19 protein-coding genes are annotated in these 23985 nt (G+C 34.7%); 7 read left to right on the forward strand and 12 right to left on the reverse strand.

Annotated features, from left to right (window positions below; genetic code table 11):
• Window position 1: 1 nt before the first annotated feature.
• Window positions 2-535 carry a GNAT family N-acetyltransferase gene (locus ACMDB5_RS00085; protein WP_413999023.1) on the reverse strand — a complete coding sequence of 178 codons (534 nt, stop codon included), beginning with the start codon at window positions 533-535 and terminating at the stop codon, window positions 2-4.
• Between the two features lie 33 nt (window positions 536-568).
• A complete protein-coding gene (dapF, locus tag ACMDB5_RS00090) occupies window positions 569-1351 on the reverse strand; it encodes a diaminopimelate epimerase (protein WP_413999024.1) in 783 nt (260 codons plus the stop codon).
• Window positions 1352-1487: 136 nt separating this feature from the next.
• On the opposite strand from dapF, the gene ACMDB5_RS00095 reads away from it, so the two are divergent.
• The gene (locus ACMDB5_RS00095) at window positions 1488-2888 is read left to right on the forward strand and encodes a trypsin-like peptidase domain-containing protein (protein ID WP_413999025.1); all 1401 of its coding nucleotides are present in this window, start codon (window positions 1488-1490) and stop codon (window positions 2886-2888) included.
• A gap of 159 nt (window positions 2889-3047) precedes the next feature.
• Window positions 3048-4496 (forward strand): glyceraldehyde-3-phosphate dehydrogenase, encoded by a 1449-nt coding sequence (locus tag ACMDB5_RS00100; RefSeq protein WP_413999026.1) that lies wholly within the window; start codon window positions 3048-3050, stop codon window positions 4494-4496.
• 221 nt (window positions 4497-4717) lie between these two features.
• Here the strand turns inward: ACMDB5_RS00100 and ACMDB5_RS00105 are convergent, their stop codons facing one another.
• Together ACMDB5_RS00105 and ACMDB5_RS00110 are read right to left on the reverse strand one after the other, a co-directional pair.
• Window positions 4718-6124 carry an APC family permease gene (locus tag ACMDB5_RS00105; protein ID WP_413999027.1) on the reverse strand — a complete coding sequence of 469 codons (1407 nt, stop codon included), beginning with the start codon at window positions 6122-6124 and terminating at the stop codon, window positions 4718-4720.
• Window positions 6125-6416: 292 nt separating this feature from the next.
• Entirely contained in the window at window positions 6417-6644 is a 228-nt protein-coding gene (locus ACMDB5_RS00110; RefSeq protein ID WP_413999028.1) for a CDGSH iron-sulfur domain-containing protein, read from the reverse strand.
• A 580-nt stretch (window positions 6645-7224) separates the two neighbouring features.
• On the opposite strand from ACMDB5_RS00110, the gene ACMDB5_RS00115 reads away from it, so the two are divergent.
• Window positions 7225-7602: a GreA/GreB family elongation factor gene (locus tag ACMDB5_RS00115; protein ID WP_413999029.1), complete on the forward strand. Its 378-nt coding sequence runs from the start codon at window positions 7225-7227 to the stop codon at window positions 7600-7602.
• A 392-nt stretch (window positions 7603-7994) separates the two neighbouring features.
• The gene (locus ACMDB5_RS00120) at window positions 7995-8441 is read left to right on the forward strand and encodes a hypothetical protein (protein ID WP_413999030.1); all 447 of its coding nucleotides are present in this window, start codon (window positions 7995-7997) and stop codon (window positions 8439-8441) included.
• A gap of 99 nt (window positions 8442-8540) precedes the next feature.
• Here the strand turns inward: ACMDB5_RS00120 and ACMDB5_RS00125 are convergent, their stop codons facing one another.
• From ACMDB5_RS00125 to ACMDB5_RS00150, 6 genes are all read right to left on the reverse strand, one after another.
• Complete coding sequence (locus ACMDB5_RS00125; RefSeq protein WP_413999031.1) at window positions 8541-10049, reverse strand: LysM peptidoglycan-binding domain-containing protein; 1509 nt, start codon at window positions 10047-10049, stop codon at window positions 8541-8543.
• A 243-nt stretch (window positions 10050-10292) separates the two neighbouring features.
• Window positions 10293-12557 carry an aconitate hydratase gene (locus ACMDB5_RS00130; RefSeq protein WP_413999032.1) on the reverse strand — a complete coding sequence of 755 codons (2265 nt, stop codon included), beginning with the start codon at window positions 12555-12557 and terminating at the stop codon, window positions 10293-10295.
• A gap of 129 nt (window positions 12558-12686) precedes the next feature.
• Window positions 12687-15458 (reverse strand): bifunctional aconitate hydratase 2/2-methylisocitrate dehydratase, encoded by a 2772-nt coding sequence (locus ACMDB5_RS00135; protein ID WP_414000397.1) that lies wholly within the window; start codon window positions 15456-15458, stop codon window positions 12687-12689.
• 487 nt (window positions 15459-15945) lie between these two features.
• Complete coding sequence (locus ACMDB5_RS00140) at window positions 15946-16575, reverse strand: PAS domain-containing protein (protein WP_413999033.1); 630 nt, start codon at window positions 16573-16575, stop codon at window positions 15946-15948.
• A 257-nt stretch (window positions 16576-16832) separates the two neighbouring features.
• Window positions 16833-17786 (reverse strand): AAA family ATPase, encoded by a 954-nt coding sequence (locus ACMDB5_RS00145; protein WP_413999034.1) that lies wholly within the window; start codon window positions 17784-17786, stop codon window positions 16833-16835.
• A gap of 80 nt (window positions 17787-17866) precedes the next feature.
• On the reverse strand, window positions 17867-19297 hold the full coding sequence (locus tag ACMDB5_RS00150) for a peptidylprolyl isomerase (protein WP_413999035.1): 1431 nt from the start codon (window positions 19295-19297) through the stop codon (window positions 17867-17869).
• 364 nt (window positions 19298-19661) lie between these two features.
• On the opposite strand from ACMDB5_RS00150, the gene ACMDB5_RS00155 reads away from it, so the two are divergent.
• Complete coding sequence (locus ACMDB5_RS00155) at window positions 19662-21251, forward strand: peptide chain release factor 3 (protein WP_413999036.1); 1590 nt, start codon at window positions 19662-19664, stop codon at window positions 21249-21251.
• Window positions 21252-21356: 105 nt separating this feature from the next.
• On the opposite strand, the gene ACMDB5_RS00160 is transcribed toward ACMDB5_RS00155, so the two are convergent.
• Window positions 21357-22352, reverse strand: coding sequence for an FKBP-type peptidyl-prolyl cis-trans isomerase (locus tag ACMDB5_RS00160; protein ID WP_413999037.1), 996 nt, complete (start codon window positions 22350-22352; stop codon window positions 21357-21359).
• A gap of 78 nt (window positions 22353-22430) precedes the next feature.
• Between ACMDB5_RS00160 and ACMDB5_RS00165 the strand changes: the two genes are divergently transcribed.
• Window positions 22431-22820, forward strand: a complete 390-nt coding sequence (locus ACMDB5_RS00165; protein ID WP_413999038.1) for an RNA-binding S4 domain-containing protein — start codon at window positions 22431-22433, stop codon at window positions 22818-22820.
• Window positions 22821-22921: 101 nt separating this feature from the next.
• Window positions 22922-23422, forward strand: coding sequence for a phosphoribosyltransferase domain-containing protein (locus ACMDB5_RS00170; protein ID WP_413999039.1), 501 nt, complete (start codon window positions 22922-22924; stop codon window positions 23420-23422).
• Here ACMDB5_RS00170 and ACMDB5_RS00175 read toward each other — a convergent pair.
• Window positions 23414-23932, reverse strand: coding sequence for a shikimate kinase (locus tag ACMDB5_RS00175; RefSeq protein WP_413999040.1), 519 nt, complete (start codon window positions 23930-23932; stop codon window positions 23414-23416). The genes ACMDB5_RS00170 and ACMDB5_RS00175 overlap by 9 nt on opposite strands.
• Window positions 23933-23985 lie beyond the last annotated feature (53 nt).

Genomic DNA, 23985 nt, shown 5'->3' on the forward strand with positions numbered 1-23985 from the left:
TTTAAAATTGTTGATTAATTAATTGAAAAATTGCTTCATCCTTATAATTGCCATTTACAAGATTCCAATCTTTTTTTATGCCAATGCATTGAAAGCCAAATTTAGTAAAAAGAGCTTTACTTGCTACATTTTCGGTACCTATATTTGCATATAATTGATGTAAATTGAGACTATGAAAAGCATAATGGATTAATAACTCCAATGCTTCCGAACCGATATTCTGATTTCGGTTTCCATTCCCTTGTATCACTATGCCAACTCCTGCTCTATTATTCTTTGGATCAAAATCAAACAAATCAATCAATCCAACAGCAGGAAAGTCTTCATCCTGACAAATAGCCAATCGCAGCTGCTTGGCTTCATAAATATCTTGATGGGCATTTTCGAGGTATTGTTTCACTAAAAAACGACTGTAAGGCGTATGAGTATTGCTTACTTCCCAAATACTTTGATCGTTTTCTATGGCATAAATAAACTCCAAATCATTGGGTTCTAATGCTCGTATATAAATATTTTCACCTTTTAAAGTTATCATTTTGAGGTTTGGGGTTTAAAATGAGCCTTTAGACTATAATTCTATCGTTCCTTTAAAAACGAATTCGGCAGGTCCTTTCAGGTAAACATTGGTAAACTGATTGTCTTTTTTATCAAAAGAAACTACTAATTTCCCTCCTTCTACGTTCAGATCAATCGAAGTAGCCTGAGTTGCTCCGGTGGCATTCATAGCAATAGCAACTGCCGTTGCGCCCGTTCCGCAAGCTAATGTTTCATCCTCAACACCTCTTTCATAAGTACGCAACGAAAAAGTGGTTTCGTCTATTTTTTTAACAAAATTGATATTGCTTCCTTGTTTTCCGTATAATTCACCATAACGAATTTCGGCGCCTTTTTCTTTTACATTATAATGTTCCAGATCGTCAACCAATTGCACATGATGAGGAGAACCCGTGTTTAAAAAAGTGTAATCAGTAGCTTTTTTAATATCCGTAACATCAATCATTTGTAACGAAACGATTCCGTCTTCACTCACAGAGGCATGGTGCAATCCATCAATGGCGTTGAATACTGCCTTATTATCAATTACATGGAGTTTTTTAGCGAAAGCCACCAAACATCTTCCTCCATTACCGCACATGGTACTTTGATTTCCATCAGAATTGTAATACACCATTTTGAAATTGGCTTCTGGATCATTTTCCAATAAAATAAGTCCATCACCGCCAATCCCGAATCGCCTATCACATAAATGGGCAATACATTTTATATCTTCTTTTGGAAAAGTATTGGAACGATTATCAATCATCACAAAATCATTTCCAGTTCCTTGGTATTTATAAAATTCTATTTGCATTGTCTTTAAATTGTATTTCACAAAAGTACGAACTATTAACTAAAAGTTAATCATTGTTAAAGAGCGTTAAACTGTTTTATAAAAAACCAATTTAACGCTATTTTTACTCAACAAATAACGTAAAACCAACTCTATTATGAAACAGTATTCTCAGCTTTTTTTAGTGTCTTTATTAAGCGGAGCCATGACTTTAGGGGCTTACAAATTATTATTTGACACCAATGGTTATTTTTCATCCAACAGAAATTCGATAACAAGCCTCGCCAGTGATTCCTATGCCAAAAAAGTGGGCTTATCCGGCGAAGTACTGGATTTCGCGGAAGCGGCCGAAAAAACCATACACACCGTAGTACACGTAAAAAATGTATCTTATAAAACTATTTCGAATCCCATGCTGGAATATTTTTACGGCTACAAAGGAGGACAAGCCCAAGAACAAGTAGGAACAGGATCCGGAGTGATTATTTCTGAAGACGGCTATATCGTGACCAATAATCACGTGATAAAAGACGCCTCAGAAATTGAAATTACCCTGAACAACAAAAAATTGTACAAGGCAAAACTCGTTGGCACCGATTCAAAAATGGATATTGCCCTTTTAAAAATTAACGCCGACGAGAAATTACCATATACTGCATTTGCAAATTCTGATTCTGTTAAAATTGGCGAATGGGTACTCGCAGTTGGGAATCCTTATAACTTAAATTCGACCGTTACTGCCGGAATTGTCTCGGCCAAAGCCAGAAACATAGGAAACAGCGGAATTCAATCCTTTATCCAAACGGATGCCGCCGTAAACCCTGGGAATAGCGGTGGCGCTCTGGTTAATACCCGCGGTGATTTAATCGGAATCAACACCATGATTTCCTCCACGACGGGTTCCTATGTAGGTTATTCCTTTGCGGTTCCTTCTAATATTGCCCGAAAAATCATCGAAGACCTAATGGAATACGGCAATGTACAAAGAGGAATTTTAGGTGTAGAAGGTGGAGAATTGAATGCTACGGCATCTAAAGAACTGGGTATTAAGCAAACGGAAGGCTTTTACATTAATAATGTGACAAAAAATTCCGGAGCTTCTAAATCCGGACTTCAAAAAGGAGATATTATTGTAAAACTAGACAAGCAAAATATTTCAACTTATGCCGATCTTTCGGGTTATATTAACACCAAAAGACCCAATGACGAGGTAGAAGTTACTTTTATCAGAGATGGAAAAAACAAAAATGTTACTGTAGTCTTGAGCAAAAACGAATTTTTCAGCACGGAATTCAAAGGAATAGAATTAGAAAACCTAAATGCTTTCGATAAAAAGAAATTTAATATTAATTACGGTGTAAAAATTAAATCCATCACCAATGAAAATTTGATGCAATATGAAGGCGAACTAAAAGGAAATATAATTCTGAGTATCGATAATGTAAAAGCAACGGACATTGAAATGGTTTCCAAATTATTGAATAAAAAAGAAGATAGCCAAAGCATTCGTCTCGAAATGATCAATAAACACGGGGAACTGATTCGAATCATCATCTAACTTTTCGATCTCTCAAAAACATAAGCCAGCTTGTAAAAAAAACAAGTTGGCTTTTTTTATTAAAAAAACTCACAAAATAGTTTACGAAATCGATTGAAATGGGTACTTTTGCGCCAAATTTAAAAAAAGAGTAACTCAATTTTTACAAATTTTCATCTTATGAACAATACTGTTTTGTACCAAAAAGAAATTTCATTTCAAGTTGACAGGCGTCGTGCAGGAGTCGAATTAATCAAAATCATCAGTGATTTATGGTATGACAAATCCATAGAAATGGTTTTGTTCAAAAATCAATTGCTCGATAAAAACGTAAGTGAGATTATCAACTTACATCAATATGCAGGCGAATTTGTGGGCAAACCAATTACTGTTTTTGATTCGGTAGAAATTGCAAGAGTCGTTTTAGAATTAGACTTGCCGCCTTCAAAATTAGATATCGGTAAACTGACTTACGAATACCTATTAGAAGACGAAAAATATCCAGATGCAAGACATTTTGTATTGGACAAATTGAAAGATGCTAAATTCTCTGAAGAAATTCAGCCAAAAGATGTAGTCCTTTATGGTTTTGGAAGAATCGGACGTTTATTAGCCAGAGAATTAATGTCAAAAACCGGAAAAGGAAATCAATTGCGATTGAGAGCCATTGTAACCCGAGATAAAAATGACGCTTCAACCCTAGAAAAGAGAGCTTCCTTATTGCGTTATGATTCTATTCATGGCGATTTTGAAGGTTCTGTTACTGCTGATCCAGAAAACAATGCCTTAATCATCAATGGAACAACTGTTCATGTAATTACAGCAAACGCTCCAGAAGAAATTGATTATACGGCTTATGGTATCGACAACGCTTTGATTATTGACAACACAGGTGCTTTTACCACCAAAGAAGCCTTAAGCAGACATTTGGTTTCTAAAGGTGCTGATAAAGTTTTATTGACCGCTCCAGGAAAAGGCATACCAAATATCGTTCACGGTGTAAACCAAAACGAATATAATCCAGATGATAACGACATTTTCTCTGCGGCATCTTGCACGACAAACGCTATTACGCCAATCCTAAAAGCTGTTGAAGACACTTTAGGAGTTGTAAAAGGGCATTTAGAAACAATCCACGCTTATACTAATGACCAAAATCTAGTAGACAATATGCACAAAAAATACCGTCGTGGTAGAGCTGCAGCCTTGAATATGGTTATTACTGAGACTGGTGCAGGAACTGCTGTTGCAAAAGCCTTACCGTCATTAGAAGGTAAACTAACGTCAAATGCCATTCGTGTTCCAGTTCCTAATGGATCTTTGGTAGTATTGAATCTTGAAGTAAACAAAGAAACTTCGATTAAAGAAATCAATGCTATCATGAAAAAATACGCATTAGAAGGAGAATTGGTCGAACAAATCAAATACTCTTTAAATAACGAATTGGTTTCTTCGGATATCGTGGGTACATCGGCGCCATCAATATACGATAGCAACGCCACCATTGTATCGGCAGATGGAAAGAACATCGTATTGTACATTTGGTATGATAACGAATATGGTTACAGTCACCAAGTCATTCGCTTGGCCAAATATATTGCTAAAGTAAGACGTTTTACGTATTACTAGCCTACTGTTTACAGGTTGGGTGTTGCGGTTTCAAATTTTTAGTTTTTAGTTTTTAGTTCAAGTTTTAGATTAAAGTTTACAGCAACCCAGCCTGAATTAAATAGAAAATCCGTCAAGTTTATACAACGAGACGGATTTTTTTTGGCCTTAATATTAAAAAACAGCTTTTTTCACCATATAGAAACATTCAATCTTAACACTGACTTCTAATCCCTAAAAAACTATTCCTTTGCCTTTGTAAGATAATAAACTGGAATACCCAGTAACATTATCAAAACTCCCCAACCGCTGGTACTCGTTTTAGTAAACAACAAGGCAATACAAATTGCACTTGCAACAACAATATAAAGCCCCGGTAAAAACGGATAACCAAAAGCCTTATAAGGTCTTTCGGCATCTGGCATTTTCTTGCGAAGAATAAAAATTCCTAGAATAGTCAGGATATAGAATATCAAAACGATGATGACCACAAAATCCAATAAATCACCGTATTTCCCTGTCAAACACAAAGCCGAAGCCCAAAAACACTGCACCCAAATAGACCAAGCCGGAACACTGGCTTTGTTCAATTGAGCGGCTTTCTTAAAGAAAACACCGTCCTGAGCCATTGTATAATACACACGTGCACCTGCCATAATCAAACCGTTATTACAGGCAAAAGTCGAAATCATTATCATCACAGCAATAATCAGCGTTCCAATAGAACCAAAAATATATTGTGAAGCCACCACGCCCACACGATCAGATTCGGCCGTGGCAATTTCATGCAAAGGCACAACGGCAAGATACATCAGATTTGCCAAAACATAAATAATGCATACCGTCATAGTCCCCAGAAACAAACTCAATCCCACATTGCGCTTTGGATTTTTAATTTCACCGGCAATAAAAGTCACTCCTTCCCAGGCAACGCTAGAAAACATAGATCCTACCAGTGCTGCCGACATAGCCGCAATCAATGCGGTTCCGCTGATAGGCATCCAACTTCCGCTGCTTGTGTCAAGCGAAGCAGAAACCCAGGCATTGGTCCAGTTGGCATCCCAAACTTCCGCTTTGGCAGCCACAAACCCAAAAACAATTAATCCTAATAAAGATAAAATTTTGATTAACGTAAGTACCGTCTGTAGAATTTTGGAGTTTTTCACCCCGCGACTGTTAATATAACTCAAAAAAACAATGGTAACAATAGAAACAATTTGGGCAGCATTGAGTTTAAAACCACCTAATTCATATAAAATATTGGTATCGCTAAAAGAAGGAAAGATATAAGCGGTAAACTTAGCAAAGGCCACTCCCACCGCGGCAATTGTACCGGTTTGAATCACGGCAAAAAAGCTCCAACCATAAAGAAAAGCAATTAGTTTTCCGTAAGCTTCTTTGATATACACATATTGACCGCCAGCTTTGGGAAACATCGAACTCAACTCGCCATAGCTCACAGCAGCAATTACGGTAGTAAGTCCTGTAAGTACCCACATTGCGATGAGCCAGCCGGCAGAACCCAGTTGACGAACCATGTCTGAGCTCACTATAAATATTCCTGAACCTATCATCGAGCCCACCACGAGCATGGTTCCGTCGAGAAGCCCGAGCTCTCTTTTAAAATCTTCTGGTTTGTTGTCTTGCATATAAAATTGGTTTTGATTTTGGTTTGGCTAAAGATATACTTTTTTTGAAAATTCTAATCCGAAACATTTCAACTAGAATTCTAATTTCAAAACATAATCTAAAATCGTAAATCTGCAATCTAAAATCTTTTGGGCGTGCCCTCCGCAAAAGCTCCGGTCGGGTCATCCGTTTCAATCTCCAGAAAAAATGCAAACAGAGATTCCAGCTTTCCCACAATGCTATCGTAAAAATAAAAAAGCTGCATTTATAAAAATGCAGCTTTTTTATCTTCTAAATAGAAAACGAAATTTCTTAATTCGTTTTCATAGGTGGCAAATCAAATGCCTCAGCATCATGCTCAAAATTATTGCGGTGAGAACCATCACAAAAAGGTTTATTAGAGGATAATCCGCAACGGCAAAGTCCCAATGCAGCTCTACCTTGCAGTCCATAAACGCTACCTTCTTGATCCATTATTTCGAAATCACCTTCTATTTTTATAGATCCGTTACGATTGATGATTAATTTTGTCTTGCTCATAATGCTATTTTTTTTTTGAGTTCAAAGATTGCAAAATATATTCTGAAGACTTTACTTTTTAACACTTCTAGCTCTAATTTACATTAATTCTATTTTACGTAAAACCATACTTCACATATACACGGTGCATTTTGACATTATTCCGCTAAAAAAAAGAGCTTAAAATTCCCAATTAACGACGATAACAATCGACTTTTCACTTAAAAAATGAACTAATCGCTATATTTATTAAAATCTTTTTTTAAGCGCATTTAATTTCGTAACTTAGTCGTTCAGTTGAAAAAACAATGAACAAACAAACATTTTTTCATAAAAACACTTGCGTATTAGGACTACTTTTTCCGTTGTCCTACTTGCACGACGACTTTTTCTAAAAAGTTCAAAAGAATTTATATATTAATCCCTGTCTAACCCAAGGCAGGGAAATCTTCAGATATCCTTTACATATAATTTTAAACCGTCAATAGCTATTGGTGTAGCTTTTTATCATTAGATATCAATCCTGTAAGGACAATTGATATTTAATGCTTGGGTCGTTCACAAAACTCATCAAAAGCATTGGTACTAAGAAAAGAAGAAAATGTCACAAAATATTATTTTAACAACCGGTATTTATGATCTAATAAAAGACCATATTAGAAGAAAAAAAGCAACTCCTACAGAAGAGGAAATTTTAAAATTACAGCTTAAAAATGCACAACAGGTAACTAGAAAAAACTTACCCGAAGGCATTGTGACTATAGATGCACGTGTGACCGTTAAGAACCTTGATACTGATCAAGAAGAAATATATACTTTTGTTGCTCCGGATAAAGCAAAAAAAAGAAACAATACCGAATCGATACTAACTAAAATGGGATTAGCACTAGTGGGCTGCAAAGTAGGTGATATCATTAATTGGGCTTTCGAAGACGAAGAAAAAAAACTAGAAATTCTAAAAGTAGAAAGACTGGATTAAAATAAAAAAACAGCATTCCTTAACGGAATGCTGTTTTTTTTTAATAACTCGATAAAGTTCAGTTTGGCTAACGAAATTATAGGCATAAACTCCATCCTTGATCTCCAACAAAAGCAAGAAACACAATCAGAAAACTACATTGCATAACTAAAAGCATAGTAGTTTTTTTGCTTTAAAAAAAGCAAGAAATAGAACTCTTCAATTCCATTATTCTTCAATTTTTTTCGTAAATTTAATACCCTTTTTAATCGAAAAAATAGTGTTTTAAGAAATATTTTTGACAAACCTACAATCAATTATTTATATTTAAAAACTAGTAATTTCTTTATCGCAATACACCAGCAAAAAACGTTTATACATTGAAATGAATATTTAACCAATAAATAGTTATCATGGAAAATTTAAGACAAAGACCAAAAGGTGATTTTACTTGGCAAGCAGAATGGCAACAATTATATATATTGACTAAACACTGGCAATCTGATTTGAAATTCTATAATGAAGATTTGGAATTCTTGAACCATCTTGTTGACAAATATTTTATTGCACTAATCCAAAAAGACAACTTGGATGAAATGAGAGGCCTGACAAAAAGATTAACCGAAGAAAACAAAGAATGTGATTCATTACTCGAGAAAACCGCTAAGCATTTGAAACATCTGGCCGAACTTATTGATGATCCATTTAAATATGATTCTCATCAATTTAGAAGCGAACACGAAAAACTAGAAGATGGGATTGCTTCTTTTATAAAAGAATTCAGAAAAAACAAAAAAGAGACATTCGCAATTACAGAAAAGGTTATCGCAAAAGAAATCAAAAAAAGACTCATGCCGTAGATCGAGAAGAAGGCTAAAAAAACTCATAAAAAAAACTCTCAAGCTAGCTTGAGAGTTTTTAATTTTAGTTAGCTATCTAAAGCTAAACACACTATAAAATTATAAAATGCGATTAACCTGAGTGACTCTTTTACTGTAATATTTTTCTTTTACTGAAGATATGATAACGCCACCACCTACTGAGGCATGTATGAATTTGATATCACCTTCATTTACCTCTACAACCATACCTACATGATTGATTTGTCTCCTGCCATTGGTTTTAAAGAAAATTAAATCTCCTTTTTGCGCATCTTCTGTATTAATTTTAGTGCCGTATCTGGATTGCTCAAAAGAAGTTCTAGGCAATTGAATATCGAAAGCACCAAAAGTAGTACGCATCAACCCAGAACAATCAAAACCTTCCTTAGTAGTTCCTCCTATTCGGTATCTTGTACCTATGTTTTCTGAAGCCGTAGACACAAGTTGATCCAAGAAATCAGTACTATGAAATGATTTTATATTGTAATTTCCAGCTTCATTTTCTATTCCTTCTTTGGCTGCGATTTCAGTCTTTTCTACCGGTTTCTCAACTGGTTTTAAACTTCTAATATTCAATTTATAGCCTACAGGAAGTCTTTTTACTATCTGCGGATTTTGTCGTTCCAATTCTTTTACTGTGATTCCGTATTCTTTGGCAATCCCATACTTTGTTTCTTGAGCCAATACCTCGCGTACTACCTCGGTTTCCAAAACATTATTTTCGACAATTGACTGCGTCGAAACCGTAGTTTCGTTTTTCGCTATCTCTTTATTTGCAACGGCCGCGTCCTGTGTTAAATTTTTAGCTACTGATTGAGACGTAACCGCTTTCTCGATTCCTTTGTTCGTGTTTTCTTTTACAACTATTGTATTAGCTGTATTTTCTTGTTTTACAGGAATTATAATTTTTTGCCCAATTTTTAATGCTTCAGATTCTAAAGTTGGATTAGCTTTATCTAAATCAGCTATTGTAATCCCGTACTCTTTTGCAATTGCATATTTGGTTTCTTTAGGTAAAACCTCACGTAAAATTCCATCGGCTGTAGTTTCTACATGTGCCACTGATTGTGGTAAAGCAACTGCCTCTGTTTTTGGATTTATTTTTTCTGAAGTTGCTGTTTTTTGAATCTCTTTTACCGATTCCCCTTTAGACACAACTAAATCTTTATCGGATGCCGTGCCTGGAATTTTAATTTGCTGACCATTTCTCAATCCTGATTTCTCTATTGTAGGATTGATTTTATAGAGATCTTTAACTGTTATTCCATATTGCTTGGCTATGCCGTAAATGGTTTCCTTTGGAAGAACTTTGTGATTTTTTTCAGGATAATTAGAAACAACCTCAACGGTTTTATTCTCATTCTTCTCAACTTTTTTAGTAGGTATCAATAAAACCGACTTAAATTTTATTCCTTTTCGCGCATCTGGATTGAGCTCGTAAATCTCTTTGGATTTTAAACTATAGTGTTCGGCAATTTTAGAAATTGTTTCCCCTTTTAAAACAGTGTGCTTGGTGTATTTTTCCTGGGAAAAAACACTAAAACCACTAAAAAAAACAAAAACTAAGATCCAATTATACCGCCCCATAAATTAAATTTTATTCCAACACTCTATACCTTATTAATTTACAAATAAATAACTTTTTACTTACATCAAAAAACTACTTTCTGATGTTAAAACATGTAAATAAAATATTCAATAATGCTAAAATAGCTTTTTAATACAAATACCGCAATTTTTTAACAGCCTTTTATAAAGTTTTTAACAAATATCTAAACAAAAAAACTCCCAAGTTGCCTTGAGAGTTTTTAATATAATTTAAAACTTGAATTATGCTTTACCAGCAGCAATTAAGTTTAATGCCGATCCAGCAATGAACCAGCCAATTTGTCCTTCATTATAAGTATGGTTAGCCAAGATGATATCTTTGCTTCCATCTGCGTGAACAAATTCTAATGTTAATGGCTTTCCTGGAGCAAAATCTACTAGATCAATAAAATTGATGGTATCGTCCTCTTGGATTTTATCATAGTCAGCTTCATTAGCAAATGTCAATCCCAAAAGACCTTGTTTTTTAAGGTTTGTTTCATGAATACGAGCGAATGATTTTACCAAAACAGCTTTTACACCTAAAAATCTTGGCTCCATTGCAGCATGTTCACGAGAAGAACCTTCACCGTAATTATGATCTCCAACAACAATTGAAGGAACACCAGCTGCCTTATAAGCACGAGCTACAGCAGGAACCGCATCATACGCACCATTCAATTGGTTCTTAACAGAATTTGTTTTTTGATTGAAAGCATTTACTGCACCGATCAACATATTATTAGAAATATTATCTAAATGTCCACGAAAACGCAACCATGGTCCAGCCATAGAAATATGGTCAGTAGTACATTTTCCGAAAGCTTTAATCAATAATTTTGCACCTGAAATATTTTTTCCGTCCCAAGCTTGAAATGGCGCTAAAAGTTGCAATCTATCCGAAGTTTCTGAAACTGCTACAACTATTCCACTTCCATCAGCAGCTGGAGCTTGAAAACCGGCATCTTCTACAGCAAAACCTCTTTTAGGCAATTCATCACCGTAAGGAGCACTTAATTTAACTTCTTCTCCATTATCATTTATCAAGGAATCAGTAATAGGATTAAAATCCAGTCTTCCTGAAATTGCCAAAGCAGCAACCATTTCTGGAGAAGTTACAAAAGCATGTGTATTTGGATTACCATCTGCACGTTTAGAGAAGTTACGATTGAAAGAATGTACAATTGTATTTTTTTCTTCTTTATTTGCTCCCTCTCTATCCCATTGCCCAATACACGGACCACAGGCATTGGTAAATACTTTTGTCCCCAATTTTTCAAAAGCGGCAATCATTCCGTCTCTTTCTATTGTATATCTAATTTGCTCCGAACCTGGATTAATACCAAATTCTGCTTTTGGAGTAATTCCATGCTCAACTGCTTGGTTTACGATAGACACAGCACGAGCCATGTCTTCGTAAGAAGAATTAGTACAAGAACCAATTAATCCCCACTCTACTTTTATTGGCCAACCATTAGCCTCGGCCTCGGCTTTCATTTTAGAAACCGGAGTACCTCTATCTGGAGTAAAAGGACCATTAATATGTGGTTCTAATTCTGAAAGATTAATTTCAATTACTTGGTCAAAATATTGCTCTGGATTAGCATACACTTCAGCATCACCAGTTAAATAAGAAGCTACTTTATCAGCCGCATCAACAACGTCCTGACGTCCTGTAGCTGCTAAATACCTCCTCATTGAATCATCATATCCAAAAGTAGAAGTGGTCGCACCAATTTCAGCACCCATGTTACAGATTGTACCTTTACCTGTACAAGACATATTAATAGCACCTTCTCCAAAATATTCAACAATAGCTCCTGTTCCACCTTTTACGGTAAGAATGTCAGCCACTTTTAAAATAACATCTTTTGGAGCCGTCCAACCAGATAATTTTCCAGTTAATTTCACTCCTATTAATTTTGGAAATTTTAATTCCCAAGACATTCCAGACATCACATCAACCGCATCAGCTCCACCAACACCAATTGCCAGCATACCTAATCCACCTGCATTTACAGTATGTGAATCGGTTCCAATCATCATTCCACCTGGAAATGCATAATTCTCTAATACTATTTGGTGAATAATACCTGATCCTGGTTTCCAAAAACCAATTCCATATTTATCAGAAACTGACGATAAAAAATCAAAAACTTCTTTAGATTGCGTATTTGCAACAGCCAAATCTGTAGAAGCTCCTACTTTGGCTTGAATTAAGTGATCACAGTGTACCGTTGTTGGAACAGCAACTGTTTTCTTTCCTGCATGCATAAACTGCAACAAGGCCATTTGTGCTGTTGCATCTTGACACGCTACTCTGTCTGGAGCAAAATCAACATAATCAACTCCTCTTTTGTAAGCTTCTTTAGCTACTCCTTCCCAAAGGTGGTTGTACAAAATCTTCTCTGTTAAAGTAAGTGGACGACCAACAATTTCTCGTGCTTTATCAACACGAGTTACCATGTTGTCATACACTTTTCTAATCATTTCAATATCAAATGCCATAAGATTTATATATTATTGTTTTTGTTATTTTATATTAAACATAAATATACAAAAAAATAGAGTAGCTATAAAAAAAAGCCTGAGTCAATGACTCAGGCTTTTTGAATTATGATTAAAATAATCGTTTGATTATTTAACTAACAGTTTATGAGAAGGAGCAAACTTAGTCAAGTTGATACCTTCTACTGCAGTTTTATATTCTTCTATTGAAGGTGTTCTACCAAGGATTGTTGACAATACTACAACCGGTGTAGAAGAAAGTAATGACTCTCCTTTTTTACCTTCAGTATCTTCAACAACTCTTCCTTGAAAAAGACGCGTAGAAGTTGCCATTACGGTATCTCCTTTAGCAGCTTTCTCTTGGTTACCCATACAAAGATTACAACCTGGACGCTCTAAATACAACATATTTTCGTATCCAGTACGCGCTTCACCTTTTGGAGCGTTATCGTCGAATTCGAAACCAGAGTATTTTTGTAAAACTTCCCAATCCCCTTCAGCTTTCAATTCATCAACGATATTATAAGTTGGTGGAGCAACTACAAGTGGTGCTTTAAATTCTACCTTGCCTGTTTGTTCTTCAATATTTTTAAGCATTTGAGCAAGGATTTTCATATCTCCTTTGTGAACCATACAAGAACCGATAAATCCAAGATCTACTTTTTTATCTCCTCCATAGAAAGATAAAGGTCTAATAGTATCGTGCGTATATCTTTTAGAAACATCTGCATTATTTACGTCTGGATCGGCAATCATTGGCTCAGAAATCAAATCTAAATCAACAACAACTTCAGCATAATATTTAGCATTTGCATCTGGTCTTAGCGCTGGTTTTTCACCTGATACAATTTCTTTGATTCTCTTATCAGCGATAGCAATTAATCCTTTCAACACTTGTGTATGGTTATCCATTCCTTTGTCGATCATAATCTGGATTCTGCTCTTCGCAATCTCCAATGATTCAATCAAAGTATCATCTTCAGAAATACAGATAGAAGCTTTTGCTTTCATTTCTGCAGTCCAATCTGTAAATGTAAAAGCTTGATCAGCAGTAAGTGTTCCAATATGAACCTCGATAATTTTACCTTGGAATACATTTTCTCCACCAAACTGTTGTAACATCTGAGCTTGAGTAGCATGAACTACATCACGGAAATCCATGTAACTAGCCATATCACCTTTAAAAGTAACTTTTACAGACTCTGGAATTGGCATTGAAGCTTCACCAGTAGCCAATGCCAAAGCAACAGTTCCTGAGTCAGCACCAAAAGCAACACCTTTAGACATTCTTGTATGAGAGTCACCACCAATAATGATCGCCCACTCGTCTACAGTAATATCATTTAATACTTTATGAATTACATCCGTCATTGAATGATAAACACCTTTCGGGTCACGAGCTGTGATCAAACCGAAATCGTTCATAAATTTCATCAATCTAGGAATGTTTGCTTTCGATTTATTATCCCAAACTGAAGCTGTATGACAACCCGATTGGTAAGCACCATCAACGATTGGAGAAATCACAGTAGCAGCCATAGACTCTAATTCTTGAGAAGTCATCAAACCTGTTGTATCTTGCGATCCAACAATGTTTACCTCTATACGAACATCAGAACCAGCATGTAATACTTTACCTGGAGTTGTACCAACTGCATTTCTATTGAAAATTTTCTCAACCGCAGTAAGACCTTGTCCCTCTATAGAAACCTCTTTTGATGGAGCATAAACAGATACTAGATCAACACCTAAAGTTTTAGCAGCAAATGTTTGAAGTTTCTTTCCAAATACAATTGCGTATGAACCTCCAGCTTTGATAAATTCCATTTTCTGTGGAGTAAAAGCTTTAGAAATATCAATCAGCTCTTTACCTCCACTATATAATTTCTTTGTTTTTGTATTTATTGTAAGAACTGTACCAGTCGCAACTGAATATACTTCTTCTAAAACAGCATCACCACTTTCATTAAGAACAGTGTTACCATTTTCGTCTAATTTTTTAACCCAGTTTTTAAGATCCAAACCAATACCACCAGTAACATCAACTGTTGTTAAGAAAATTGGAGAAATACCATTTGTTCCAGCAACAATTGGAGCAATATTAATAAATGGAACATATGGGCTAGCTTTTTTTCCAGTCCAAAGCGCCACGTTGTTTACACCTGACATTCTTGATGAACCCACACCCATAGTACCTTTTTCAGCAATCAACATCACACTTGCGTCTGGATGTTGTGCTTTCAACGCCTCGATTTCATTTTGTGCTTCAGTAGAAATCAAACATTTTCCATGAAGTTCACGATCTGAACGAGAGTGCGCTTGGTTACCTGGAGAAAGTAAATCGGTTGAAATATCTCCTTCACCAGCAACAAAAGTAACCACCTTAATTTCCTCTACTACTTCTGGTAGTTTAGTAAAAAACTCAGCCTTAGCATAACTCTCTAAAATTGCTTCAGCGATTTCGTTACCACTTTTGTATGCTGCTTCTAAACGAGCTGTATCTGCCTCATAAAGAAAAACTTGAGTTTTAAGAACTTTTGCCGCATCTTTTGCAATAGCAACATCATTCCCTAAAGCTAAATCAAGTAAAACCTCGATAGAAGGCCCACCTTTCATGTGCGATAATAACTCAAACGCAAAATCAGGAGTGATCTCGCTTACTACAGATTCACCAAGAATAATCTCTTTTAAAAATTTTGCTTTAACACCAGCTGCAGGAGTAGTTCCTGGAACGGTATTATAAATAAAGAATTTAAGAGAATCTTCGCGGTTTGCGTTGTCTGAATCTTTAATTTGTGCTATGATTTCGCTAAGTAATTCAGTTCCATCAATCGGTTTTGGGTGAAGTCCCTGAGCTTTACGCTCTTCGATTTCATTAAGATAATCGTTATAAGTCATAATATTAGAAGTCTTTATTTTAATGTTAAAGGCAGATTTTATTGATTATTTCAATATCAAAAGCCATAACATATAATTTTTTTATTTTTTGTAGTGCAAATTTAAGTATTTAAGATGAGAATTAAAAAAATTTAATAGAAGTCCTTTTTTAAAAAATTATTATTGCAAAATAGCAGAATCTGTTGCGTAAAAATACGAAAAAGTCAAATTTCAAGCATTAAATTAAAAAATTAGCAATCTTTTAAACAAACTCTTTTTTTTCAATTCACAGTAATCTAAACCTAACTGATACTGTTTTTATCAAGAACCGCTCTTCGCAATCCTACTTAACACCCAGAAACGCCAATAATACAAAAACTGGAACTGCATTTTTGTTAAAAAACACAATTCCAGTTTCATCATTTTTTGCAAAAGACAACTATAAAAAACACTTAAAGAAATACATTTTGCATTCTAATAATTAGATAATCTTTTGAAATCCACTATTAAACTATCTTCCAAAAAATCTAGAAAAAAAACCTCTGCTTTCAGTTTCTTCCTCTTCTTGTAAATCAGCTCTTTTTTGTGAATTCTGAGCTTGTTCGTAATCCAGAATACACTCTTTAACAAACTCCACGTAACTTCTGTTTTTTTCTTCTAAAAAACCTATCAAATACCGCTCGCTAGCTTCCATCCCGCTCACCAACTCAATTTGCAACAATCTTTTGTATAATGGCTCAATATGTTTTGTGATTACATCTTGAGGAACAGCTTTTCTTCTGCCAAAATAATGGGTAATATCTCCATTTTTATCTTTTGAAATTTCAAAATCAGTAACTACCCAATAGTATCTTCCCGACTTGGCAAGGTTTTTCACAACAGCATAGAAATTTTTTCCCGCATTTAAATTCTCCCAAAGTACCTTAAAAATAACCCTAGGCATATCAGGATGCCTAATAATACTGTGAGGTTGCGACATAAGCTCGTAATCTTCGTAACCGCAAACATCTATAAAAACCTCATTGGCATATTCTATAATTCCCCTAGAATCCGTTTTACTCATAATGGTTTGGGTTTTATCCCATGAAACCTCTTTATCAATTGGAATTGGTCTTGTAAAAATTTGATTGTTCTCGATCATACCTTTTTTTGTAAATAAATAATTCTTCAAAATTATAATTTGAAGGCAAAATCCTAAATGATTTTTGTCATGTTTTCCTCAAACAAAAAGTCGTTATGAGAAAAATATTTTTCTCATAACGACTTTTTGTTTCGATTTGTAAGATCGAAATAAATTTAACTAAATTTTTAAAATATAAGTTTCAAAACCACACAATAAATATTCATTTACTGATTCGTCTAAAATCATAACATGATCAACCTAACTTATATTTTTTATTAAATCAGCTTAGCAATTATCATTTCCTCGGTTATTCCTTCTGCATCTGCTTTATAATTTTTAATGATTCTATGACGCAATATCCCAACTGCAACCGCTTTTACATCTTCGATATCTGGCGAAAATTTCCCATTGAAAGCGGCATGGGCTTTGGCACCCAAAATCAAATTCTGTGACGCCCTTGGTCCGGCTCCCCAATCTAAATAATTCTTAACAAACTCATTAGACAATCTGTTATCAGGACGCGTTTTACTAACTAATGTTACCGCATATTCAACGACATTGTCGGCCACTGGGATTCTACGAATTAAATGCTGAAAATCGATGATTTCCTGAGAAGTAAACAATGGCTTTACAACTTCCTTTATATCCGAAGTGGTGCGTTTAACCACCTCTACTTCTTCTTCAAAAGAAGGGTATTCTAATTTTATGGCAAACATAAATCGGTCCAATTGCGCTTCTGGTAATGGATAAGTCCCTTCCTGCTCAATAGGGTTTTGGGTTGCCAAAACAAAATAAGGCAGTTCTAACTTATAATTTTCACCTGCAATGGTAACCGAGCGTTCCTGCATTGCCTCAAGCAAAGCCGCCTGTGTCTTAGGAGGTGTTCTGTTGATTTCATCGGCAAGTACAATATTCGAAAAGATTGGTCCTTTTATAAACTTAAAATGACGATTTTCATCTAATATTTCGCTACCAAGAATATCCGAAGGCATTAAATCTGGCGTAAATTGAATCCTTTTAAAATCTAATCCCAAAGCCTTTGCCAGAGTGTTAACCATTAAAGTTTTGGCTAGCCCGGGAACTCCTACCAAAAGTGCATGTCCACCAGAAAAAATACAAAGTAAAATTTGATCTACCACGGCGTCTTGACCCACGATGACTTTTGCGATTTCGCTTTTTAGCTCGTTTCGCTTTTGAACCAAATTCTGTATTGCTGCTACATCAGACATTTTTTGAAAGTATATTAAATTAAAAAAGAGTTAGCTTTATGAATTCATAAAACTAACTCTTTTTATTTATTTTATAAAAATTATTTTTTCAACCAATTGTTTGTAAAATCACAATCTCTATATTCTCCAAGGATTTTAATATAGGTGTCTTTGATTGTGGTATCAAACCATTTTCCGATAGCCCTGATTTGTTTTTCTTTTAAAGCTAGGTCCTTAATCTTAATATAATCTGTGGCATAATCAGCTGTGTGCTCATTTATTCTGTTAGTCACCGTAATTAGCTTATAGAATTTTCTCCCGTTTTCATCTGTATCCAATATCGGCTGAGAAACTTCATCGTCTTTCAGATTAGAAACCTGACTGTAAAGAGATGGATCCATTTTGGTTAATTCAAAACGTGTATCACGTGTATTTGGGTTTATTAATGCTCCCCCATTTGCTCTTGTCTCTTTTTGATCTGATTCTGTTCTGGCAGCATCGGCAAAAGTCAACTTCTTATCAATAATTTTCTCTCTAATCAAACTGATTTTTTCTTTGGCTGCCTTAATCTCATCCTCAGATACCGAAGGAGTCAATAATATATGACGCAATTCAATTTCCTGTCCTTTTATCTTCTCTACATAAATAATATGATAACCAAAAGTGGTTTCAAAAGGAGCTGAAATTTCCCCCTGTTGCAAACTGAAAGCTACATCTTTGAATTCTTTAACGAATGGCGTTTTTCTATTCATTTTATAATAACCACCATTAGAACTAGAGCCTGGATCCTTAGAATACAAAACCGCTTTAGTGGCAAAACTAGAACCTTCTTCAACCTCTTTTTTGAATCCATTTAGCTTGTCAATCACTTTTTGCTTCTCTGCTTCAGATACCTTAGGTGTCACGACAATTTGCGCCACTTCCATTTCTGCACCAAAAAGTGGCAATTCGTTTTTAGGTATTTTTTTGAAAAAATTTCGAACTTCTTCCGGAGTAATTTCAACTGCATCAACAATTTTATTAGTCATTTCTGACGCTAACTTTTGTTCTTTCAAAATATCAAAAAAGCTACTTCTTAATTCTTCTTCAGAATTTTTCTTGTACATACTTAATACCTTATCCATAGAACCCACCTTATCCAAGATATAGTTCAAGCGTTCCTCCATCATTCCTTTAATTTCAGAATCACTAACCTTAATACTATCCTGAATGGCTTGATGCGCATATAATTTATCTTCAAGCAATTTCCCTAACATCTGACATCTTGTAATGTCTTTTATAGATCCGCCTTGAGACGAAATTTCAAGAAACGATTTATCAATATCCGAATCCAAAACTATATAATCTCCAACAGTAGCAATTACACCATCAATTTTTTGTCTTTGACTCTTTTGAACCTTATTTACAGTAGTGACAGCAGCGTCTTTAATAATTTCTTGGGCGCTAATCAATGTGCTCGAAAATAGTAACAGAAAAAAAAGAAGTGCACTTTTATTATTTACGGAATTCATTTGCATTATTTTTAATGGCATTGTTTGAAATTTATAGTATGATAAAATATCGTTATTTTTTGTCTTTAATATACATTTTAAGAATCAAGAAACGAACTGGTTTACTAACACAATTACTTACAATTCTTTCAACTTAAAACCAACAAAAATAACAATTCAATTACATAATCCAACTTTCCGCACTACTATTAACAAAAAATTATATACGAATGCATAAGTTTCCCAAGTCTGAACGTTTTTGAATTTTAAATTAAATCTTTCTCTATATATAAGGAGTCTATCATTTTGACAAAAGATTTAATGATTTTAAAGATATCCAAAAAGGCATCCTCTTTTTTTTATTCGCATTTATAAATAGTACTTTTGCAAACTATTTACATTATACATGAGCTTTTTAAAAGAAATACAAAGAAGAAGAACTTTCGGAATTATATCACATCCCGATGCCGGTAAAACTACACTTACAGAAAAACTCCTCCTTTTTGGTGGTGCTATTCAGGAAGCAGGTGCAGTAAAAAACAACAAAATCAAAAAAGGAGCCACGAGTGACTTTATGGAAATTGAGCGCCAGAGAGGAATCTCGGTTTCAACATCCGTTTTGGCTTTTAATTATAAAGACAAAAAAATAAACATCCTTGATACTCCCGGACACAAGGATTTTGCCGAAGACACTTTTAGAACTTTAACTGCCGTCGATAGTGTTATCGTGGTAATTGACGTTGCAAAAGGAGTCGAAGAACAAACAGAGAAATTAGTCGCTGTATGTAGAATGCGAAAAATCCCTATCATTGTTTTCATCAATAAACTGGACCGTGAAGGAAAAGATGCTTTTGACTTAATGGATGAAGTGGAACAAAAACTGGGATTAACTGTTACGCCATTGAGTTTTCCGATAGGAATGGGTTATGACTTTCAAGGAATATACAATTTATGGGAGAAAAACATAAACCTTTTTAGCGGAGACAGTCGTAAAAACATAGAAGAAACGATTGCTTTTTCGGATGTACAAAGTTCAGAATTAGAAAAAATAGTTGGACAAAAACCTGCCGATAGATTACGTGAAGAACTAGAATTGATTGATGAAGTTTATCCGAAGTTCAACCAACAAGACTATTTAGACGGAAAACTACAGCCGGTATTTTTTGGTTCGGCATTGAATAATTTTGGAGTTCGTGAGCTTTTGGACTGTTTCGTTCAAATTGCACCATCGCCAAGACCAAAAGATTCCGAAACAAGATTAGTCGATCCTAAAGAAGAAAAAATGACTGGTTTTGTTTTTAAAATCCATGCTAATATGGATCCAAAACATAGAGACAGACTCGCTTTTATAAAAATTGTTTCCGGAACTTTTGAAAGAAACAAACCTTATTACCACGTACGTCAAAAAAAGAATTTAAAATTCTCAAGTCCGAATGCTTTTTTTGCAGAGAAAAAAGAAATTGTAGATATTTCGTATCCTGGCGATATTGTAGGACTACACGACACAGGAAATTTTAAAATTGGAGACACCTTAACCGAAGGCGAAATCATGAGCTTCAAAGGAATTCCAAGTTTCTCTCCTGAACATTTTAGATACATCAATAATGCCGACCCTATGAAAGCCAAACAGCTTGACAAAGGTGTAGATCAATTAATGGATGAAGGTGTTGCCCAATTATTCACCCTTGAGATGAATAATCGAAAAATTATTGGAACTGTTGGAGCGCTTCAATACGAGGTGATTCAATACCGTTTAGAACACGAATACGGTGCAAAATGTACATATGAAAATTTCCCGGTACACAAAGCTTGTTGGGTTAAACCGGATGACGCAAAGAATGATGAGTTTAAAGAATTCAAACGCATCAAACAAAAATTTCTTGCCAAAGATAAATACGGTCAATTGGTTTTTCTTGCTGATTCTGATTTTACAATCCAAATGACGCAGAATAAATATCCAAGTGTAAAATTATTCTTTACATCAGAATTCGAATAATCTAATCAATCTCAAGCTATTTTTCACAACAATAGAAATAGCTTCCATAAAAAATCCCATCTTATTAAATAAGATGGGATTTTTTTATGAAAAATAATTCTTTATCTAATGACAAGTTTTATCCAAGTACTTTTTGATTCGAGCCGAATTAGTGGTATTTCCATCACAACTAGGAATACTTAAAAAAGGATAAGGCAATCCAGTAACAGGATCTTTAATTTCTATTTTTGTAGAAAAGCCATCACCATCATCATCAACATCCAAGAAATCCGGAATACCGTCACCATCTGTATCATCAGGGTTCGCCGTCGCAGGCTTTGTTGGGAAATTAATTGTATTTCTATAGTCATAAATATATCCATCTCCGTCTAAATCTTCTAGATAAGATGGTATACCATCTCCATCTTGATCTAGTCTTTGAATTTCAAATAATTTAAAACTAAAAACTAAAGGTGAATATGCTGGAATACTAGCACTTCCTGAAGCAAAATACCCCAATCCTGAAGGAATGAACATAACCCCTGCCCCAAAACCTGAATAACTAACTGTTCCATCAGTGTTTGAACTGTAACTTCCTGTTCTAAATTGAGGAAAAACTTCACTCCAGCCGCTTATAACTGATTGCAAACTCAATACCTGTTGCGGATTATTAGATTGTTCAAAAAAAGTAGAGCTAATTGTGGTAACTCCATCCGTAGTTTTACTTGATAAATATTCTCCTTTATATGCCGCAAATACACCATCAGCATTGGAAGGCTTCTCTCCCGTTCCTTCACTTAATACTAAATAATACAATTTATAAGTGATATCATGAAATTTAGCATCTCTACTCAATAATTTAGGAAAAGTAGGGCTATTCAAATAAGACATGATTGAAGCTTGGGTTCCTCCTACAGGAATCTTCGTAATTGTTACATCTTGATCAGCCGTAATATCTATATAATTTTCTTTCAAATAGGTTTCAATATCAGCTAAATCAGTAGCATATTGCACTGAGTAATCACGAGGCGGGGTAATTTCAGTATTATCAGTATTTTTCGAACATGAAAATAAAGATAGGGTTGTAATTGATAAAATAAAATAAAACTTAAATTTGTTCATTATAGCTGATTTTTAAGTGCGCAATATACAATATTGATTTATTTTTGTAAACTATTTAACTCCGATTTTAGAATTTTTATGAGAATAGATAAATATTTATGGTGTGTCCGATATTACAAGACCAGAAACATGGTGACCGAGGCATGTAAAAAAAACCACATCACTGTAAATGGTCTTATTGCAAAACCATCAAAGGAGGTTTTCCCGACTGATAAAATTACCTTTCGAAAAGACCAAATTACCCAAATTATAACTGTACTAGACATCCCAGAGAGTCGCGTAGCAGCTAAATTAGTTGATATTTACAGACGGAACGACACTCCGCCTGAAGTCTATCAGCATTTGGAACTATTAAAGCTTTCAAAAGAGCACTATCGAAAAACCGGAACCGGAAGACCTACTAAAAAAGACCGAAGAGATATCGATGAATTTGGAAACGATATTGAAGATGAGGAAGACAACAATTAAAAAAACCCAAAAGCTTAAAGTTGATGTTAAACCTAAATTTTACAAACATTTACAATAACATCTCAAAGCTTTAAACTTACAAACCCTTAAACAAATAAAAAATGGGCAAAAATATTATCCTAACAAATCTAGAAATTGAGCACAAAATAAAAAGAATAGCCTACCAAATCTACGAGACATTTGTAGACGAAAAAGAGGTCGTTCTTGCCGGAATAGCAAGCAACGGATTCGTTTTTGCCGAAAAAATTGCTCAGGAGTTAAAAACCATCTCTCCTCTAAAGGTTAGCTTATGCGAGATTCAAATCAACAAATTAAATCCTGAGCTTCCCATTCACACTTCTTTACCAAAAGAAGAATATGCCAATAAGGGCTTAATTCTTGTTGACGATGTATTAAATTCAGGGACAACATTAATCTACGCCATAAGGCATTTTTTAGATGTCCCGTTAAAAAAATTCAAAACCGCAGTGCTGGTAGACAGAAATCACAAAAAGTACCCTGTAAAAGCCGATTTTAAAGGAATCTCCCTATCTACCTCTTTACTAGAACACGTTCAGGTCGTATTTGACGAAAACGGCGATAACTACGCTTATTTAAGCTAAAATTTTAAGAATATCCAAAACGGTCTGATCAATCGTCTTATCATCTACTACAACGGCACATTGTGCCTGATTGTAATAAAAGCTTCTCTCAAAGAGATGCATTGCAATAAACTCCTTCATTTCCGCATCATTTTTGTCGGCAATAAGGGGTCTTTTGCTTTTATTAGCAGACAGCCTATTAAATAAAGTCTCTATCGAGGCTTTCAAATAAATAGAAACCACATTATCCCCTTTCAGTAATTCATGGTTATTGGCATAACAAGGCGTACCTCCGCCCAAACCTATAATAAATTTTTCAGGCGAATCCAATAATTCAAGAAAAGCTTCATGCTCAACTTTCCGAAAATAGATTTCTCCATGCTTCTCAAATAGTGCATTTATCGACAAATTTGTCTTTTTCTCGATATACTCATCCAAATCAACAAACGGAATTCCGATATTTTTCGACAATGTTTTGGCAATGGTTGACTTTCCGCATCCCATATAGCCTAATAATACAATTTTCTTCATAAAATAAAACCCTATAAACTAAGGCGTTAAAAATTAATGTAAAAAAAAGTCAA

The sequence above is a fragment of the Flavobacterium sp. W1B genome (assembly GCF_047344965.1).
Lineage (GTDB): Bacteria > Bacteroidota > Bacteroidia > Flavobacteriales > Flavobacteriaceae > Flavobacterium.

What these genes read in the sequence shown, in the direction of transcription:
- ACMDB5_RS00085 (WP_413999023.1), bottom strand. Translation starts at nt 535, where the DNA reads ATGATAACTTTAAAAGGTGAAAATATTTATATACGAGCATTAGAACCC.
- dapF (WP_413999024.1), bottom strand. Translation starts at nt 1,351, where the DNA reads ATGCAAATAGAATTTTATAAATACCAAGGAACTGGAAATGATTTTGTG.
- ACMDB5_RS00095 (WP_413999025.1), top strand. Translation starts at nt 1,488, where the DNA reads ATGAAACAGTATTCTCAGCTTTTTTTAGTGTCTTTATTAAGCGGAGCC.
- ACMDB5_RS00100 (WP_413999026.1), top strand. Translation starts at nt 3,048, where the DNA reads ATGAACAATACTGTTTTGTACCAAAAAGAAATTTCATTTCAAGTTGAC.
- ACMDB5_RS00105 (WP_413999027.1), bottom strand. Translation starts at nt 6,124, where the DNA reads ATGCAAGACAACAAACCAGAAGATTTTAAAAGAGAGCTCGGGCTTCTC.
- ACMDB5_RS00110 (WP_413999028.1), bottom strand. Translation starts at nt 6,644, where the DNA reads ATGAGCAAGACAAAATTAATCATCAATCGTAACGGATCTATAAAAATA.
- ACMDB5_RS00115 (WP_413999029.1), top strand. Translation starts at nt 7,225, where the DNA reads ATGTCACAAAATATTATTTTAACAACCGGTATTTATGATCTAATAAAA.
- ACMDB5_RS00120 (WP_413999030.1), top strand. Translation starts at nt 7,995, where the DNA reads ATGGAAAATTTAAGACAAAGACCAAAAGGTGATTTTACTTGGCAAGCA.
- ACMDB5_RS00125 (WP_413999031.1), bottom strand. Translation starts at nt 10,049, where the DNA reads ATGGGGCGGTATAATTGGATCTTAGTTTTTGTTTTTTTTAGTGGTTTT.
- ACMDB5_RS00130 (WP_413999032.1), bottom strand. Translation starts at nt 12,557, where the DNA reads ATGGCATTTGATATTGAAATGATTAGAAAAGTGTATGACAACATGGTA.
- ACMDB5_RS00140 (WP_413999033.1), bottom strand. Translation starts at nt 16,575, where the DNA reads ATGATCGAGAACAATCAAATTTTTACAAGACCAATTCCAATTGATAAA.
- ACMDB5_RS00145 (WP_413999034.1), bottom strand. Translation starts at nt 17,786, where the DNA reads ATGTCTGATGTAGCAGCAATACAGAATTTGGTTCAAAAGCGAAACGAG.
- ACMDB5_RS00150 (WP_413999035.1), bottom strand. Translation starts at nt 19,297, where the DNA reads ATGCCATTAAAAATAATGCAAATGAATTCCGTAAATAATAAAAGTGCA.
- ACMDB5_RS00155 (WP_413999036.1), top strand. Translation starts at nt 19,662, where the DNA reads ATGAGCTTTTTAAAAGAAATACAAAGAAGAAGAACTTTCGGAATTATA.
- ACMDB5_RS00160 (WP_413999037.1), bottom strand. Translation starts at nt 22,352, where the DNA reads ATGAACAAATTTAAGTTTTATTTTATTTTATCAATTACAACCCTATCT.
- ACMDB5_RS00165 (WP_413999038.1), top strand. Translation starts at nt 22,431, where the DNA reads ATGAGAATAGATAAATATTTATGGTGTGTCCGATATTACAAGACCAGA.
- ACMDB5_RS00170 (WP_413999039.1), top strand. Translation starts at nt 22,922, where the DNA reads ATGGGCAAAAATATTATCCTAACAAATCTAGAAATTGAGCACAAAATA.
- ACMDB5_RS00175 (WP_413999040.1), bottom strand. Translation starts at nt 23,932, where the DNA reads ATGAAGAAAATTGTATTATTAGGCTATATGGGATGCGGAAAGTCAACC.